17 protein-coding genes and 1 tRNA gene are annotated in these 17,238 nt (G+C 33.8%); 10 read left to right on the top strand and 8 right to left on the bottom strand.

Annotated features, from left to right (window positions below; all coding sequences use genetic code 11):
• Positions 1-37 precede the first annotated feature (37 nt).
• The 3 genes from accC to H2O64_RS20010 all read left to right on the top strand — a co-directional run bounded on the left by accC (position 38) and on the right by H2O64_RS20010 (position 2,459).
• Positions 38-1,390: an acetyl-CoA carboxylase biotin carboxylase subunit gene (gene accC / locus H2O64_RS20020; RefSeq protein ID WP_187564009.1), complete on the top strand. Its 1,353-nt coding sequence runs from the start codon at positions 38-40 to the stop codon at positions 1,388-1,390.
• Positions 1,391-1,688: 298 nt separating this feature from the next.
• On the top strand, positions 1,689-2,246 hold the full coding sequence (locus H2O64_RS20015) for a DUF2975 domain-containing protein (RefSeq protein WP_187564008.1): 558 nt from the start codon (positions 1,689-1,691) through the stop codon (positions 2,244-2,246).
• Positions 2,247-2,249: 3 nt separating this feature from the next.
• Complete coding sequence (locus H2O64_RS20010) at positions 2,250-2,459, top strand: helix-turn-helix domain-containing protein (protein ID WP_187564007.1); 210 nt, start codon at positions 2,250-2,252, stop codon at positions 2,457-2,459.
• A gap of 22 nt (positions 2,460-2,481) precedes the next feature.
• On the opposite strand, the gene H2O64_RS20005 is transcribed toward H2O64_RS20010, so the two are convergent.
• Positions 2,482-3,150, bottom strand: a complete 669-nt coding sequence (locus tag H2O64_RS20005; protein WP_187564006.1) for a hypothetical protein — start codon at positions 3,148-3,150, stop codon at positions 2,482-2,484.
• Between the two features lie 211 nt (positions 3,151-3,361).
• On the opposite strand from H2O64_RS20005, the gene H2O64_RS20000 reads away from it, so the two are divergent.
• Both H2O64_RS20000 and H2O64_RS19995 read left to right on the top strand, forming a co-directional pair.
• Complete coding sequence (locus H2O64_RS20000; protein WP_187564005.1) at positions 3,362-4,474, top strand: NAD(P)/FAD-dependent oxidoreductase; 1,113 nt, start codon at positions 3,362-3,364, stop codon at positions 4,472-4,474.
• Positions 4,471-4,920 carry a 3-oxoacyl-ACP synthase gene (locus H2O64_RS19995; RefSeq protein WP_187564004.1) on the top strand — a complete coding sequence of 150 codons (450 nt, stop codon included), beginning with the start codon at positions 4,471-4,473 and terminating at the stop codon, positions 4,918-4,920. Before H2O64_RS20000 ends, H2O64_RS19995 begins: the two co-directional genes overlap by 4 nt.
• Before the next feature lie 42 nt (positions 4,921-4,962).
• On the opposite strand, the gene H2O64_RS19990 is transcribed toward H2O64_RS19995, so the two are convergent.
• Complete coding sequence (locus H2O64_RS19990) at positions 4,963-5,385, bottom strand: hypothetical protein (protein WP_187564003.1); 423 nt, start codon at positions 5,383-5,385, stop codon at positions 4,963-4,965.
• 193 nt (positions 5,386-5,578) lie between these two features.
• Positions 5,579-6,463 carry a winged helix-turn-helix domain-containing protein gene (locus H2O64_RS19985; protein ID WP_187564002.1) on the bottom strand — a complete coding sequence of 295 codons (885 nt, stop codon included), beginning with the start codon at positions 6,461-6,463 and terminating at the stop codon, positions 5,579-5,581.
• A 112-nt stretch (positions 6,464-6,575) separates the two neighbouring features.
• Between H2O64_RS19985 and H2O64_RS19980 the strand changes: the two genes are divergently transcribed.
• The 3 genes from H2O64_RS19980 to H2O64_RS19970 all read left to right on the top strand — a co-directional run bounded on the left by H2O64_RS19980 (position 6,576) and on the right by H2O64_RS19970 (position 10,795).
• Positions 6,576-7,130, top strand: coding sequence for a YceI family protein (locus tag H2O64_RS19980; RefSeq protein WP_187564001.1), 555 nt, complete (start codon positions 6,576-6,578; stop codon positions 7,128-7,130).
• Positions 7,131-7,422: 292 nt separating this feature from the next.
• On the top strand, positions 7,423-9,960 hold the full coding sequence (locus H2O64_RS19975; RefSeq protein ID WP_187564000.1) for a hypothetical protein: 2,538 nt from the start codon (positions 7,423-7,425) through the stop codon (positions 9,958-9,960).
• Positions 9,950-10,795, top strand: a complete 846-nt coding sequence (locus tag H2O64_RS19970) for a hypothetical protein (RefSeq protein WP_187563999.1) — start codon at positions 9,950-9,952, stop codon at positions 10,793-10,795. The genes H2O64_RS19975 and H2O64_RS19970 overlap by 11 nt, the downstream gene beginning before the upstream one ends.
• Positions 10,796-10,869: 74 nt before the next feature.
• Here the strand turns inward: H2O64_RS19970 and H2O64_RS19965 are convergent.
• Positions 10,870-10,943, bottom strand: a tRNA-Ile gene (locus H2O64_RS19965).
• 53 nt (positions 10,944-10,996) lie between these two features.
• A complete protein-coding gene (gene mce, locus H2O64_RS19960; protein ID WP_187563998.1) occupies positions 10,997-11,398 on the bottom strand; it encodes a methylmalonyl-CoA epimerase in 402 nt (133 codons plus the stop codon).
• 190 nt (positions 11,399-11,588) lie between these two features.
• On the opposite strand from mce, the gene rbfA reads away from it, so the two are divergent.
• Entirely contained in the window at positions 11,589-11,981 is a 393-nt protein-coding gene (gene rbfA, locus H2O64_RS19955; RefSeq protein ID WP_187564077.1) for a 30S ribosome-binding factor RbfA, read from the top strand.
• Positions 11,982-13,193, top strand: a complete 1,212-nt coding sequence (locus tag H2O64_RS19950; protein ID WP_187563997.1) for an ABC transporter permease — start codon at positions 11,982-11,984, stop codon at positions 13,191-13,193.
• A gap of 166 nt (positions 13,194-13,359) precedes the next feature.
• Here the strand turns inward: H2O64_RS19950 and dusB are convergent, their stop codons facing one another.
• The 3 genes from dusB to H2O64_RS19935 all read right to left on the bottom strand — a co-directional run bounded on the left by dusB (position 13,360) and on the right by H2O64_RS19935 (position 17,101).
• On the bottom strand, positions 13,360-14,352 hold the full coding sequence (dusB, locus tag H2O64_RS19945; RefSeq protein WP_187563996.1) for a tRNA dihydrouridine synthase DusB: 993 nt from the start codon (positions 14,350-14,352) through the stop codon (positions 13,360-13,362).
• A gap of 121 nt (positions 14,353-14,473) precedes the next feature.
• Positions 14,474-14,629 carry a hypothetical protein gene (locus H2O64_RS19940; protein WP_187563995.1) on the bottom strand — a complete coding sequence of 52 codons (156 nt, stop codon included), beginning with the start codon at positions 14,627-14,629 and terminating at the stop codon, positions 14,474-14,476.
• 69 nt (positions 14,630-14,698) lie between these two features.
• Positions 14,699-17,101, bottom strand: a complete 2,403-nt coding sequence (locus H2O64_RS19935) for a TonB-dependent receptor domain-containing protein (protein ID WP_187563994.1) — start codon at positions 17,099-17,101, stop codon at positions 14,699-14,701.
• Between the last annotated feature and the right edge of the window lie 137 nt (positions 17,102-17,238).

Raw genomic sequence — 17,238 nt, 5'->3', positions numbered from 1 at the left:
TGAATGATTTAAAATTCAACATTTAAAATTTCAAGAGATGTTTAAAAAAATATTAGTTGCAAACAGAGGTGAAATAGCGCTTAGAGTTATTAGAACCTGCAAAGAAATGGGTATCAAAACAGTTGCTGTATACTCTACAGCCGATATTGATAGCTTACACGTACGATTTGCCGATGAAGCGGTTTGTATTGGACCCGCGCCAAGTAGCGAATCGTATTTAAAAATGGCAAATATTATCGCTGCTGCAGAAATTACAAATGCAGATGCCATTCATCCAGGATATGGATTCTTATCTGAAAACGCCAAATTCTCAAAAATTTGTGAAGAGCACAACATCAAGTTTATTGGTGCTTCTGCTGATATGATTGATAGAATGGGAGACAAAGCTTCTGCAAAAGCTACTATGAGAGCTGCAGGTGTTCCTTGTGTTCCAGGAAGTGAAGGTATTATTGAAGATTTTGAAGAATGTGAAAAACTAGCCGTAGAAACAGGATATCCTGTGATGCTTAAAGCAACTGCTGGTGGTGGTGGAAAAGGAATGCGTGCCGTATGGAAACCAGAAGATTTAAAAGAAGCTTGGGATTCTGCTCGACAAGAATCAAAAGCTGCTTTTGGAAATGATGATATGTACATGGAAAAACTGATTGAAGAACCAAGACACATTGAAATTCAAATTGTCGGAGATTCTTCAGGAAAAGCATGTCACTTGTCTGAACGCGATTGTTCTGTACAACGTCGTCACCAAAAATTAACAGAAGAAGTTCCTTCCCCATTCATGACAGACGAATTACGTACACGTATGGGAGAAGCTGCTGTAAAAGCTGCCGAATTCATTAAGTATGAAGGCGCTGGAACGGTAGAATTCTTAGTAGATAAGCACCGAAACTTCTACTTCATGGAAATGAATACTCGTATCCAAGTAGAACACCCAATTACGGAACAAGTAATTGATTTCGATTTAATTCGTGAGCAAATCTTAGTGGCGAATGGTGTGCCAATCTCAGGAAAAAATTATACGCCAAACTTACACTCTATCGAATGTAGAATCAACGCGGAAGATCCATACAATAACTTTAGACCTTCTCCAGGAAAAATTACTACGTTACATGCACCAGGCGGACACGGAGTTCGTTTAGATACACATGTATATGCTGGGTATTCAATTCCACCCAACTACGATTCTATGATTGCAAAGTTGATTACAACGGCGCAAACTCGTGAAGAAGCAATTAACAAAATGAAACGTGCGTTAGATGAATTCGTTATCGAAGGAATTAAAACCACGATTCCTTTCCACAGACAATTAATGGATCATCCAGATTATGTCGCAGGAAACTACACAACGAAGTTTATGGAAGATTTCGTAATGCAAGAAGAAACAGAAGACTAAATAGTATTCTATATATACCAAAAAGCTCCTTAAAATCTAAGGAGCTTTTTTTGTGCTTTATTATTACTGCGAACGCAGGAATCTATATTCAACTAGTAAAATTCTCGGCAAAAACGCATCGAATAATTGTAAATTTATCAGCTAACTTATTGCTGCTACATTTATAATATGTCCAACGTTTTTGTATATGATTTTACATACTGCATTTTTATTTTTTGTTAAGAAAGAATAAAAATATATTGTTTATCAATAAATAATTATTGATATTTGCTTCATAATTATTAATTACTGAATACTTATGGAGATTAAAATCACAACAAATCAGATTTTGAAAGTACTGCAAATACTTTCGTGGATCATTTTTATTGGTCTATGTATTGAAGCTGGCGGAACGGCTTTCAACACGTTTATTACACTTGCTATAAACCCAGATGGTGTCACTAATTTTTGGGAAGGTTCCGATTATTTAGCAAGCCTTTACACCTTTGATTACGGACATTTCTTTGCCATTACCTTCACCATGACGATTGTCGCAGTGTTAAAAGTCATTATGTTTTACCATATAGTAGCGTTATTCTCGGACAAAAAACTCAATATGTCTCAGCCTTTCAGTTCAGATTTAACGCGTTTCACTTTAAAATTATCTTATCTATCTTTCGCAATTGGTTTCTTCTGTTATTCTGGGTTTAAATATGCTGCGTGGCTTACGAAACAAGGATTAGAAACAGCCAACCTCGAATCATTGCATATATCAGGAGCTGATGTGTGGATTTTTATGGCAGTAATCCTTTTTGTCATTGTAAAGATTGTAAAAAGAGGGATTGAAATTCAACATGAAAACGAACTAACCATATAAGTTATGCCGATAATAGTAAACTTAGACGTAATGATGGCAAAACGAAAAATGTCATTGAATGAACTTTCAGAAAAAGTAGGATTGACGCTATCAAATCTATCCATCCTAAAAACTGGGAAGGCAAAAGCGGTGCGTTTTAGTACATTGGAAGCTATTTGCGAAGTACTAGAATGTCAACCAGGAGATTTGTTGGAGTATTCGAGAGAGGAATAAAAAAGTTTTGTTGAGTTTTTAGTTATTCTTTGATAACAACCACTGTATCTATAATATTATCGTAACAAGCACAATAAGCTCGATTTCCGAATTTAACAAAAGACCACTGAGCAATTTCCGAATCAGAGGTAAGTTCTTTTGGGATTGTATGTGGAAATACTTGACCAGTTGCATGAGATTTTATTAGAAAATGAACATCGTTTTTCGCTTCATCATCAGAATAGGAATCATTAAACAAGATTTCAGAGATGAGTATCTTGTCACTTGTAATTGTATAGCTGGCTTTATAGATTAATTTACCATCCCAACTTCGAGAAAAGAATAAGTAATTGTCATAAGCATATATATCCCATTTACAATCCATTGAATCCGCTTTAAAAGCTACTCCTTCTAGTTGTTCTCCACTATGTGAATATTCTAGATTAGCATGTGTTTTCTTAAAATTTGAAGTATCAAAACCAATTAATTCTTTTCCTAAAGAACTTCTTAATTCAGTATATTTTTCGGCAATTTCTTTTTCCGTAGTAAATGCCATTGTAGTGCTAGTGTAAGAACTAATATCTAAGACTTTTTTGTTGAATGGATTGTCATCATCTCCAAGTTCCAACCAACGGAATGAATATTCGTCAGATTTTGTTTTCAGAAATTCAGATTCAAATTTTAGTTTTTTTCTCTTAAACCATTTAAACATAAAATATTTTTTTAATTACCTACAATTAATGCATACTTGGAATTCCTCTTATTTCTTTTTATAAACAAAACTATTAGTTTAAGATTTACGCATTGCTAAAACTATAAGAATCTCAACGAGAATCAAAATCATTAAGGGCATTTTTAATACATCCGTAAAAAGATTACATTCGTTTCGTTATATTGAAACGCTAAATAAATTGAAAATATACATGAACCTAAGTTATTGGGAATATAAAACGTGGTTATCAAATGTCGATTTCACTATTGTCGGAAGCGGCATTGTGGGACTCAATTGTGCGTTGCAACTTCGAAAGCAATATCCGGCCGCAAAAATCATCCTACTCGAAAAAGGAATGCTGCCACAAGGTGCGAGTACAAAAAACGCTGGATTTGCCTGTTTTGGAAGTCTCTCCGAGATCTTAGACGATTTGAACACACATTCTGAGCAAGAAGTAACTCAACTCATTAAAAGACGTTATGAAGGCTTACAATTGCTTCGTGAAACTTTAGGTGATACCACGATCGATTTTCAGCAATTGGGCGGTTATGAATTGTTTACCAAAGAAGATGCTGCCTTGTACGAATCGTGTTTGGCGGAGAAAGATACCATCAATCAATTATTGAAGCCAATTTTTAAGGATGCTGTGTTTAGTCAAGTTGAGAATAAATTTCAGTTTCAACAGATTCAATCCAATTATATTTTTAATCAGTTTGAAGGACAAATCGATACCGGAAAAATGATGCATGCGCTTTTACAAAAAGTACTATCGAATGATATTCAAATTTTAAATTCGGTTACGGTAGAAAGTTTCAGCGAAAGCGAAAATTCTGTGCACATTCAAACGAATCATTTTGACTTTCACACAAAAAAACTCTTGATTGCCACCAACGGATTTGCTTCACAATTACTCGATGAGAAAGTGAAACCTGCACGCGCGCAAGTATTGATTACCAAGCCAATTCCTGATTTACAGATCAAAGGAACTTTTCACTTAGATAAAGGTTATTATTATTTTAGAAATATTGACAATCGTATTTTATTTGGCGGCGGTCGAAATCTAGATTTTAAAGGTGAAGAAACCACCGAATTGATGCAAACCAAGTTGATTCAGCAAAAGCTGGAAGAATTATTAAAAACAACTATTTTACCGAATACAAATTTTGAAATTGAACATCGCTGGAGCGGAATTATGGGTGTTGGATCGCAGAAAAAAGCCATTGTAAAACCACTTTCCAATCATGTGTTTTGTGGCGTTCGCTTAGGCGGAATGGGCGTTGCCATTGGAAGTTTGGTAGGAAAAGAATTAGCAGCATTGGTATGAATTTGAAAGAAAAACTACATCAATTGTGTTTGGACATCGTGAACGAACGAAACGCCAATATTCAAAGAAATTTTGCGAGCATTCAGGAAGCGATGTTGTCCGAAACCAAAAGTTCGGCTGGCGATAAGCACGAAACTGGTCGCGCGATGTTGCAATTGGAACGCGAAAAACTAGGAAATCAACTGTTGGAAATTGAGAAAGTAACCGCAATTCTTCAAAAAGTAAATCCTACAATTACAGCAAAACAAGGTTCTTTAGGAGCCATTATATATACTTCTCAGGCTAATTATTTTATTTCCGTCAGTGTTGGCGAAATTTCGGCAAACAACTCAACATTCTACGCAATTGCGTCCAATACACCGATTGGGAAATTGTTATTAGGCAAAAAAGTGGGTGATACCGTTTCGTTTAGAGAACAGGTTTTTGTTATTGAGAAGGTTTTGTGATGAATAAGATTAAATTATGCTTTGTAAGTTTTCAAGAATATTTCACACCTTGTTATATGCTTTTTCTCTAATTATGCTTTTCTCAGGTAATTTTGTTTTAATTTCTATATTACGTTTATCAAATAAGTTCCAATTCAGGACAATATCCTTTTGAAGTGAGTCTAATCTTTTGAATTTACTCATAGGCGATTCATCTGTAATTCTCATTATTTGATGTCCATATTTTTCAATACGGTCATTACAAGAAACTAAATGTCCGTAAATATAACGCTTCGATATTTTTTTGAAAATGGATTTCAGACCCGTATTTTTTGTGTATAGATTAACTGATAAATCATACATGAAATTTTCAACCCAGTTAATTTCTATGACAAGGATTCCTTCTTTCACATCTCTTTCCGCTTTTAGATAATAGGATGTGTCAGCGTACTCTCTTTTATATTCTTTAATTATTTTCCATTTCATAATGGATTTTGAATTTATAATTTGACTCAATTTCTATGGATAAATTTAGTTAAAAATTAAAGCTAAAAGAATTTTATGGAAAACTTAGATTTAGGAATGTTGTGGATTCAAAAAATCTTAACGAAAAATGTCTGCTACACTGCGGAAAAAGAAAAAAGTCTAAAAATCAAAGAAGTCCAAAAAGTCCAACAATCTAAACTTCAATTTCCAATTTATACCCAACTCCATGAATATTGGTGAGTTTAATGGTTTTGTCATCTTTTAAAATTTTACGGAGTTTGGAAATGTATGTGTCTAAACTTCTTCCGACAATAACGCCATTGTCTTCCCAAACTTTTTTGGTGAGTTCGTCACGTGTTACGATTTGATTTGGATTCGCGATGAAAATTTGTAGCAACTCACATTCTTTTTTGGAAAGACTGATTTCCGTCGCTTGTTTTACTAATTTATTTTGTGTTGGATAAAACTGAAAACTCCCTAAAGAAGCATAATTTTCATGGTTTTCAATGGTTTTTACGACTTGTTTTTTCTTAAAAAAGAACACTTCCATCAAAATGAGAACCATCAAAAGGAAAATATATATAAAGGTTGATACTTTATAAAAGGAAGCTTTTATTTCCGTAAATCGGACTTGAATGGTATAACAATTTTTGGGTAATAAGCGTCCTGCGCATGGAATGATGGTACTTTCTTCGCTATCGGTGATTTGATAACTATACCCAACTTCTCCATCTGCACATTGAATGACCTCAACACGATAATCTGTTGGTAATGCTGCCTTTTTAAAACTTTCTACAACAATGGAAACTAATGCCGTTGGCTCAAATGTAAGCTGACTTTGAAACGAAAGTTCATATTTTGATCTTGATATTTCTTTCACGGGTAAAATCAGCGAAGTCGTGTCTTTATTGGTCAGTAATAATTTATTTCCAACATCGCGTAATGCTATTTTTACCTTCTCAGAAAAGTCTGTTTGCTCCTTGCTTGGTTGTGAAAATACCCAAGTCATCAATGCAATAAGAATCAATCCACTATATAAATAAATGCGTTTTTTGCTCATAATTGGTGTAAATAACATACAATTTCATGACTTTTTACAACTGTTGACACTTCTTTTACATTTTTTTGACATTTTTTAGGCTGTCTCCGATCTAGTTTTGAGAACAAATTAAATTTAAAAAATTAGACAGATGAAAAAATTAGTATCCTGCATTGCATTATTTTCAATAGCATTTTTGAATGCACAAGAGCAACTTCCGATCAACACATCTAAAAGTGAAATAAAATGGTCCTGTGATTATAGTTTTTACTTTAGTGGTCATTTTGGAATTGTTCAGTTTCAAGAAGGTTATTTTATAAAAAAAGACGATATGATTACTGGTGGAAGTTTCACCATTGACCTCAACACTTTACGAGCGCAAGATATGAACGAAGAAGGCAATCAAAGTTTGACAGAGCATTTGAAAGATCCTGATTTTTTTGACGTAAAAAAGTATCCAACGGCAACATTAGTGATTACAGCGATTCGATATCATGATGCAACAAGCTTTGAAGCAAAAGCGGATATGACTATTAAAGGTATTACGCAACCTGTAAAGTTTCAAGCTGAAATTGATTTTGAAAAAGCCGAAATGACAACGAAGTTTAAGATTGACAGAACACTTTGGGGAGTTAATTATAATAGTAAATTGAAAGATAAAGCCATTTCTGACGCTATTGGTTTTGAAGTAAAATTGAGTTTGTAATTAGAACCTTAGTATGTTTTAATTTACCTGTTGCGCTTATTATTATTATTTTGAAATAAAATTCTTAAAAGAGTCTTTCTAAAACTAGGAAGACTCTTTTGCTATATAATTATATTAAAAATTTGCCTTTTTTAGCTTTTTGATTATAGTTTCTTACTATATTTAATGTGTTATTTCCCCAAAACATTTTAAACAAAGCGCTTCGCTATATCTAATAAAAATCATCTTTTAGATATCTTGATCAATGCTTTTTTAGCTCTTATTTTTTGACTACAACCATAAATATTATATAATGAAAACTAATCTACCAATTACCAAGTTAACGACCATAGGGAAAACCAGTTTAAAAACGTTTTGCTTTTTCTTTTTGCTTTTACTTACTACTCCAATCTTTGCTCAATCGTATGTGGAAGATGCCAAAAACTTGGCTCGATTACAAGAACTAATTGAACTCAAAGGAGGTGATATTGACAGTATTTTCACTGATGAATTTAAAAAAATAATAGTATTAGAAATGAACGCTGATGTAGCGCAACCACAAGGAGATGGCACTTCTGGCGGATCTGATTTTCCTGATCCTGATGACCAAGAAGCAGAAATTGCTCAACCTGAAAATAATATTGTAACTGATATTGCAATAGCAGAACTAGATGCTGAAATAGAGCGTTACAAATTTTTACTTTCAGATATTAGTGACGATACAAGGCTAAATACATTTGTTGCAAATGTAGAAGTTTCATCAAAACAGCTAAAATATTTAAAAGCAGCAATCAATGTGTTGGAAGGAAATAGCGCTTATGGCGATGGAACTTCCGTAGGTGCAATCGGTTCGTTATTGGGCGTATCGCAAGCAGAAATTTTACAAGGAATTACAGATTGGGCATTGAGTAGAGCGCAAGAAGAATTAATGCAAGCTTTTTTGCGTGAATGGTTAGAAAAATTGCAAAATGACGAATTATTACAAGAAGCTTTCCCAAATTCATTAACCATGTTAGAAACTTCTGATCTTACTTCTATATATACAGATGGCGATACTTGGAAAGCAACATTTAAACAAGATTTGAATGGAATTCCAAAAAATGCGCCTGCAATTGCAAAACTCGTCATCGATAAATTAAAGATAAATGTTAAGGAAGATGCAAAGAATGAACTTATCTCAGGACTTACTGCTATTACGCGTGTTTTTGGAGAAATTAATAAGAATAAAAAACCCGACGAAATATTATTATTGTTAGGAGAAGAAACCTTTTTAACCAAACAAGGTAATGATAGTCAAACCATTACTGATAGAAGCATTGTAGGTTTAACAGTGTTTTTAAAAGCAATTCAACAAGAAGAAGATGGCAAGTTGAAATATGTACTTCCAGCAGAAATATTAAAGCTAAATCAGCTTGAATTGGAAATGCTTTGGAAATTATTATATACAGGCGAACGCGATAAGCTAGAGTTTACCTTCAACGTAAAAGATGGTGATGAAAGTAAATTCTTTTCACATGTGCATACCAATATTCAAAACTTGAAGCTACAAATTGTAAAAGCTTCTGAAATTGTGAACAGTATCAATACTTTATTAAGTAAAATAAACGCGCTAGAAGATCAAACTTTTTCTATTGATCTTTTCAATTCGTATACAGTATTGATTTTTGATTTGGTGGAAAACGGCATGGACGGAATTTCACTTTTGACAAACGTTGAAGGAGAAAAAGAAAATCTATCAAAATACAAAGCTACATACATTCAAGGGTTTAAATATATCTCTTTACTTCACGAAGGTGTAAAAACAAAAAAATATGGTCAAGTTGCTTTAAATACAGTCAACTTTATCAGTTGGTTGAAAAACTTTACGCAAAAAAATAGAATTCCTTTTAACATCGATAGTGATGCTTTTCAAGGCTTAACAGCATTAGGTAAGTTACAACAATTAGAGGCAAGTGTTTTATCGAGAAATCAAATTAGTAAGTTGTTAGATGAAACTCAGAAAATAATCAATCAAAAGCTCGAAAATTACGAAATGACTCAAGCTTTAGTCCAAACGCGATTTGATATATTCAAAAATGCGGTTTTAGACGATAATTTTGAGTATACAACAACAAACATTAAAAAAGTTTTAAAAGATTATATTACATATTCAGAGGAAGAAAAACGAACAATTGTTAAAGAAGTAGCTTCAGAAGGACTTAATAATTTCAATTCTTCAAGTGCAGCATTTAATAAATATACAAAGCTCATGGCAAGTATCATTTTAGCTGAAGATAGTGATGATATTAAAGAAGCTTTAGACGCAGTAGCAATGAAAACTGGCGGTTATATGGTAAAACAGCAAAGTTATTTTTCAACAACTGTTACTTTCTACCCTGGCATTGAATTTGGAACTGAACGTTTGAAAAGTAATGGAATTGAAGAAACTGACGGAACGTATATTGGTGCAAATTTACCAATTGGTGTAGAGTTCGCAGTAGGCATAGATTCTAAACTTATTGGTAGTGTGGGACTTTTTGTTCAAGTGTTAGATTTAGGTGCTGTTTTAAACTATAGCTTATCAAACGATAATGATGATGTTGCTACAAGTCCTGAGTTTGGTTTTGAGCAAGTATTATCGCCAGGTGCCTACATAACAACACATTTTAAAAATAATCCTATTACGTTAGGAATAGGAGCTAGCTACTCACCTTCACTACGAGAGGTTACAAATAATGGTATTACTACAAGTGCTAACGTATTGCAATACGGAGTTTTCTTAGCAGTAGACCTCAACGTATTCACAATTTTTGGAAGCCGTAAAAAATTACCGCTTTCGTCAACTTCAAAATACAAAGCATATGAAGACTAATGACTTAAAAAAATTACAATCCTTAGTTAAAAAGTTTGAAAATGAAGTGTTATTCAATGAAGAATCAAACGATACTATTTTAGGTGTTTTTATTGATAAAAAAGAGCAAAAAAATCGAATCATAATTCTAACAAATGAAGATTCGGATGAAATCCATACCAATAAAACTGCCGAAGCACATTTTGGAAATACAGATTATAAAATTGTAAAACAAAAAGGGATTCCAAAAAGCACCTCAACACTACTAACTGGCGGCGGCATTAGAAGCAAACGCTTACGACAATGGGGAACTATGGGCGGTTTTTTTACTAAAAAAGGGAGCAATCAACAATACGGAGTTTCAAATGCACATGTGTTGGCAGGTTCAAAAAATTCACGAAGTGGTGATGAATGTATTTACCATCCAAATATTAAAGCTGGACAGTTATACAAATGGTTTAATTTAAAACTTCCTCCAAAGAAAAATTATATCGATGCTGCCGTTTTTAAAATATATCCACGACATAAAGGCAAATGGAATCCGGTAAAACCTCATAAATTGATTGGTGCTAGACTTAATTTACGTGTTTATAAACAAGGGAATACTACCGGAAGAACAAGCGGAATTGTGACTTCTTATAACGGAGCTGCCAAAGTAAAGTTGAATGGAAAGTTTTATTATTTTTCAGGAATTATTTCAATTAAAGGAATCAATGAGCCTTTTAATGATTTTGGAGATTCAGGAAGTATCGTATTTTCACAAGCCGGAAACCACATGGTTGCGCTAGTTTTTGCGAAGTCTGGAGGTTATTGTTGGGCATTACCAATTAAACATATTCAAAGGTTAATAAAATAAGAAGCTTCTCGCCAAGAAACTCTTATAAATAAAAAAACCTCCCGATTTCTCGAAAGGCTTTCGTTCTTATAAAGTGGTCCCAACTGGGCTCGAACCAGTGACCCTCTGATTATGAGTCAGATGCTCTAACCAACTGAGCTATGGGACCAAATAAGGGTGCAATATTACTATTTTTTTTAATTCCGAAAAAATATAAACGCATTAAATTATTTCCTGACACAACTCTATAAGCGTTCCATTTGTCGATTTTGGATGTAAAAAAACTACTAACTTATTGTCTGCGCCTTTTTTAGGTGTTTCGTTTAGCACGATAAAACCTTCATTTTTTAGTCGCTCAACTTCTGCATGAATATCTGTGACATCAAATGCAATATGGTGTACGCCTTCGCCTTTTTTAGCAATAAACTTCGCAATAGGACTGTCTTCTCGTGTTGCTTCTAACAATTCTATTTTACTTTCACCTAATTGGAAAAAAGAGGTTTTTACACCTTCGCTGGCAACTTCTTCCATTTTATAATGTTTTTTGTTGAACAGCTTTGCAAATAATTCGTTGGAAGCTTCAATATCCTTGACAGCAATTCCAATATGTTCTATTTTATTCACGTTTTTCTCTGATTAAATTATCAACTACCTTTATGTAAGCTCCAAAAGTGTGAAAAAAATGTATAAATAACATTTTAAGACAAGCTTTAGAGACTTTAAATCTCAATTATTGAGTAAAGTTATTGTAATTCAGGAGTAATGTCAACGTTTTGTGGTCTTAATATTTTATTTTTGCAGCACTATGAGTGAAATAGAAAGTAATAGACAGAAAAAAATAGCAGGTGTTATTCAAAAAGATTTGGTTGACATCCTACAAGGCGCTGCGCGAAGTGGTGGCCTAACAAATATTATTATTTCGGTAACGAAAGTACACGTAACCGTTGACCTATCCGTTGGGAAAGTATATCTAAGCATTTTTCCACACAACAAAGGAAAAGAACTGTTAGAAGGAATTCAATCAAATTCAAAGTTGATAAAACATGAATTGGCACAACGCGTACGACATCAATTGCGTAAAGTTCCTAATTTAAAGTTTTACGTAGACGATTCTTTGGAATATATAGATAACATTGAAAAGTCGCTTAAAGGCGAAGATGACCCTATTCAAGATCGTGATTTATTAGATAAAAGAAAGAAAACCTAATTGAAATTTCCTTTTTACATAGCCAAGCGGTATTTGCTTTCTAAAAGTTCTCAAAACGCGATTAACATCATCAACATCGTCACAAGTGTGGTGGTTGTAATTGGTGCTTTGGCTTTGTTCATTGTCCTTTCTGGATTTGCAGGATTAAAAACCTTCAGTTTGTCATTTAGCAATGATTTTGATCCAGATCTTAAGATGGAAGCAGCTGCCGGAAAGTCCTTTCGCGTAAGCGCACAACAATTAAAAGATTTGGAGGCAATTCCTGAAATTGTATCGTTTTCACAAGTGGTGGAAGAACGTGTAGTGTTGAGTTTAAAGAATAAACATCATATTGCCAATATTAAAGGTGTAGATGTTTATTTTAGAGAAGTTAACGCCATGGACAGCATTATGTATGTGGGAAACTGGATCAATCCGAATGCGTATGATGAAGCGGTAATTGGCATTGGAGTTTCCAATCTTTTGGGTGTAATTGCGTATGATTATGGTAGTTTGCTAGAAATTATTGTGCCCAAACCTGGCACTAAAAGCATTACAAGTAGTTCTAAAAGTCCGTATGAAAAGGTAAAAGTAACCACCACAGGAATTTACCGAATTAATGAAGATTTAGATGATAAATACGTATTTACAAATATAGAATTAGCACAAGAATTACTTGATTTTGAAATAAATGAAATTACCAATATTGAGTTCAATTTGACACCTGAAGCAAACGAATTTGCTGTAAGAGATAAGATTGCTACTATTTTTAATAATGAGGTAATCATCAAGAATCGAATTGAACTGAATGATGCATTGTACAAAATGCTCAACACAGAAAACATTGCTATTTACCTCATTTTTACATTAGTGTTAATTCTTGCCTTGTTTAATGTAGTTGGCGCCATTGTGATGATGATTTTAGACAAACGCAACAACATGAAAACGCTGTTTAGCATGGGAACTACCGTGAAACAGATTAAACGTATTTTCTTCTTTCAAGGAATTATTATTACCGTTTTGGGCGGATTATTGGGAATTACCTTAGGTGTGATTGTGATTTATTTACAGTTAGAATTTAAGCTATTTTACATTACGCCAAGTTTACCATATCCTGTAGAGTTGAAATTTATGAACTGCGTGACGGTTTTCTTAACGATCTCTATTTTGGGCGTATTGGCTTCGTTTATCGCGAGTAATCGTATTAATAGAACGTTTATTGCGAATTCTTGATTCTAGACGCGCTTTGCTTTTGGAAACGACTTCGCCTTTAGTATCGCTTTGGTCTTGGACTCGTTTCCGCTTGGGCGGAAATCTCTTGGATTATTAGATTTACCTTTATTTTAAATTCTCTTTATAAGCATAGATTCCTGCCTTTGCAGGAATAAAAAAAGTAGTTTTAAACAAATTGGTGATCACCAAATGCTTCATACACCTCATCAAATACTTTGAAAATACCTTCTGAATCATCCGTAGTGACCATCCGTTGTCTGTATTCTTTAAAGTGTGGAATTCCTTTGAAATAGTTGGTGTAATGTCTTCTGGTTTCAAATACGCCTAAACGTTCGCCTTTCCAATCGATTGCCATTTGCAAATGACGTCTGGCAGCATCTACACGTTCATCCATTGTTGGTTTTGCCATGTGTTCTCCCGTTTCAAAAAAGTGTTTTATTTCTCTAAAAAACCAAGGATATCCAATACTTGCACGACCAATCATAGCACCATCTAAGCCAAATTTGTCTCGCATAAGCATTGCTTTTTCAGGAGAATTTACATCGCCATTTCCAAAGACTGGAATGTGCATACGTGGATTATTTTTCACATCTGCAATTGGATGCCAATCGGCTTCACCTTTATACATTTGCGCACGTGTACGTCCATGAATTGAAATGGCTGCACAACCAACATCTTGTAAACGTTCGGCAACTTCTACAATTTTAATAGTATCATGATCCCAACCTAAACGCGTTTTTACCGTAATTGGCAATTTGGTATGTTTTACCATTGCTTCCGTTAAGGAAACCATTAAATCAATATCTTTTAGAATTCCTGCGCCAGCACCTTTGCTCACCACCTTTTTTACAGGACAACCAAAGTTGATGTCAATAATATCAGGGTTCGATTTTTCGACAATCTCAACCGATTGCAACATAGAATCTAAGTTGGCTCCGAAAATTTGAATTCCCACAGGGCGTTCTTTCTCATAAATATCAAGTTTCATGGTGCTTTTTGCTGCATCACGAATTAATCCTTCTGAGGAAATAAATTCGGTATATACTACGTCTGCACCTTGTTCCTTGCATAATGCTCTGAACGGCGGATCGCTTACATCTTCCATCGGTGCTAATAGCAATGGAAAGTCTGGTAATTCTATGTCTCCTATTTTAACCACAATTCGTTATTCTATAAAGATTTTGCAAAGATACGTGAAAAATTAGAACGTAGTCATAACAAGTTTTCTATATGTGTAAGTTGGATAATGCTTTGATTAATTATAATACCCTTTTTCGGGTTTATATTTTCATTTTCTTTGCTCGCACAAAGAATACTGAATTAAGTTCAGCACAGGCTTCAACAAAAGAAAGTGCGCTTTTTCCAGAGGTGTTTTTAGTTTTTCTATCGAAAACTAAAACCGCAACCATTTTTCTAAATTTTCTCCAAGGTTTCAAAAATTTTTAACGAAAAATGTCTGCTACACTGTGGAAAAAGAAAACGGTACGTTGGTAAAAACTGCTTGATTATTCTTTTAAACGTTCTTGTTCTTCAGAAGATTTAGTACGCTGATTGGTGCTAAGTTTGGTGTTTCCGAAGTTGTAACGGAAACCTAAGCGAATGGTTTGTGTATCAAAATCAGCAGTGTACTGACTGTTTTGATTTACGAATTGTGTAGTATTGGTAAATTTCTGTCCATTAAAAATATCATTCAACGTCAAGGATAAGGTCGCTTTTTCATTCAACAATGTTTTACGAAACGAAAGACTCACTAGGTTTCTATCTGAAACTTCAGATAATCCTTGAATGTTTGACGAAATATATAAAAAGGAAAGGTTTGCCGTTAAACTCTGATCTTTCAAAAACGTAAAATTGTTATCAATAGAGGTATAATTTGACCATTTCTGCTGCGTTGTTTGCACATTATCCAATGTAAAAGTGTCTGATAAATTAAACATAGACGTTACAATAGACACATCCCAGTTATCAAGAATTGAAAAATACGTTACAAAATCTAGTCCGTAGTTTACATTATTTTCTATATTAGAAGCTACATATTGCAAAATATCATTATCATTATCTTGAAGCGTCAGCTCATAAATTGATCCTTTATCATACGTGTAATATGCCTCAATAAAGAACTTATCATTGATCTCAACCCCTATTTTATAATTGTTTGCAATGGCTGGTTGTAATCGTGGATTTCCAGTAACAAATGAAAAATCTGTAAAATTGTATCGAAAAGGATTTAAATCATCAAAGCTTGGCCGCACAATTCGTCTGCTAAAGTCTGCATATACGCTGAGTTTATTCGACACTTTATGACTAATATAAGCACTTGGAAATAATTCAAAGTAATTTTGTGTGTTTACTTGATTGGTACTGAGTGAGTTTCCTTTGATTTCCGTTTGTTCACCTCTAAAACCAAGTTTAATACTCCACTTTTCCCAATTCTTCGCGTAACTCACATAAGCTGCGTAAATAGATTCGTCGTATTTAAACGTATCTGAATTATCAACATCTAAAATCGAAACACCATTTTCAATATTGAATTGCCATAAGTTACTATTGGTTTCAATACTAGCCGCTTTAATTCCTGTTTCAAACGACGCAGTTTCACTGATTGGCAATTCGTAATCAACTTGTCCGCTAAGAATGTTTGTTGTTTGATTTGCATGTGTGGTAAAAGCCGTAGTAAAATCTGGACTTAAAACAACATCGTAATTTGTAAATACGCTTTGATCACTTCCTTTGTCGTAATCCGTGTAATGTACGTTTGTCGAAAGCTTCTCGCCTTCTCTTTTAAATTGATGTACATAATCTACGTTTAACCCTAAATTATGCATGTCTTTACTTAAAGAATTTTGTGCCAACAAAGAAAAATCTTCATTTACCGCTGTTTGATCGTCTACTACAGAATTTGTCAAGGTTCTTCGCTTCCAATACGGAAGATAGAGCAGGTTTCCAGAAAAGCTTAATGTGTTTTTTGAATCAATTTCATAATCAACATTTAGATTAATTGTATGTTGATTGGATCGTGTATTTCTGTTGATGTCTGAGTTCCAAAGTGATGTTGTTGCATTATTATCTAAATAATTAATACGTTCATCATTATCTCTGTTGATCTTTGAATGTGTGTAATTATAACTTGCAAAAACATGTAGCTTATTGCGCTTGTAAAAATGATTCATTCCACCATTATAACGTGGAAAAACACCTTGAGTAAAGTTGCCATAGATACTTCCATGATAGCCTAAAATTAGGTTTTTTTCCATCACAATGTTCAAAATGGTACCGCCTTGCGCATCATATCGTGCTGGCGGATTGGTAATTACCTCAACCGACTTTACCGTTTCTGCTGGTGTTCCTTCTAGTAGTTGGTATATTTCACTTGCAGAAAGATGTACTTTTCGATCATTAATATAAACCGTTGGCGTACTATTTTTAACAGATAATGTATTGTTTATCACAATCACGCCAGGCGTTCTGCGCAATACTTCCCAAGTATTCTCTTCAGTTAATGCAGTGCCTGCTACATTGAAAACTAAGCGATCTATTTCGCGCTTTAACACAGGTTTTTTTGTAGCAATTGTTACTCCATCAAGTGATTCTATCTCTTTTTGAAGCACAATAGTTCCCAAATCAATCGTTTTGGTCACTTCAATTTCCTTGCTATATGTTTTATATCCTAAAAAGCTAATGTTTAAATTGTATTTTCCAGAAGGTATATTGGAAATTATAAATGCTCCAGAAGCATCCGATGAACTTCCTTTGAATACGTCGCCATCACGCAATAATACTGCATTCGCAAACGAAACTGATTTTTCAGAATCGGAAGCGATTAATGTACCTGAGACTTGATAAGTTTCTTGTCCGAGTACAGTAAAAAATGTAAAAAGCACAAATAAGCTTGTGATTTTTAGTTTCATGGCTATGGTTAGGTTAACTAAGCGCAAATATATTCATTTTTATTTAACGTAGAAAAAAAGCTACATGTATAATTAAAAAATCATTGTATCTCCTTATAAAACACGTGTATTTACCTTGTAAAAAGCTATATTTGCAA

It is taken from the genome of Kordia aestuariivivens, assembly GCF_014397005.1.
In the GTDB taxonomy this organism is placed as follows: domain Bacteria; phylum Bacteroidota; class Bacteroidia; order Flavobacteriales; family Flavobacteriaceae; genus Kordia; species Kordia aestuariivivens.
The sequence above is the reverse complement of the archived record's forward strand: the minus strand, read 5'-3'. Positions and strand labels throughout refer to the sequence as shown.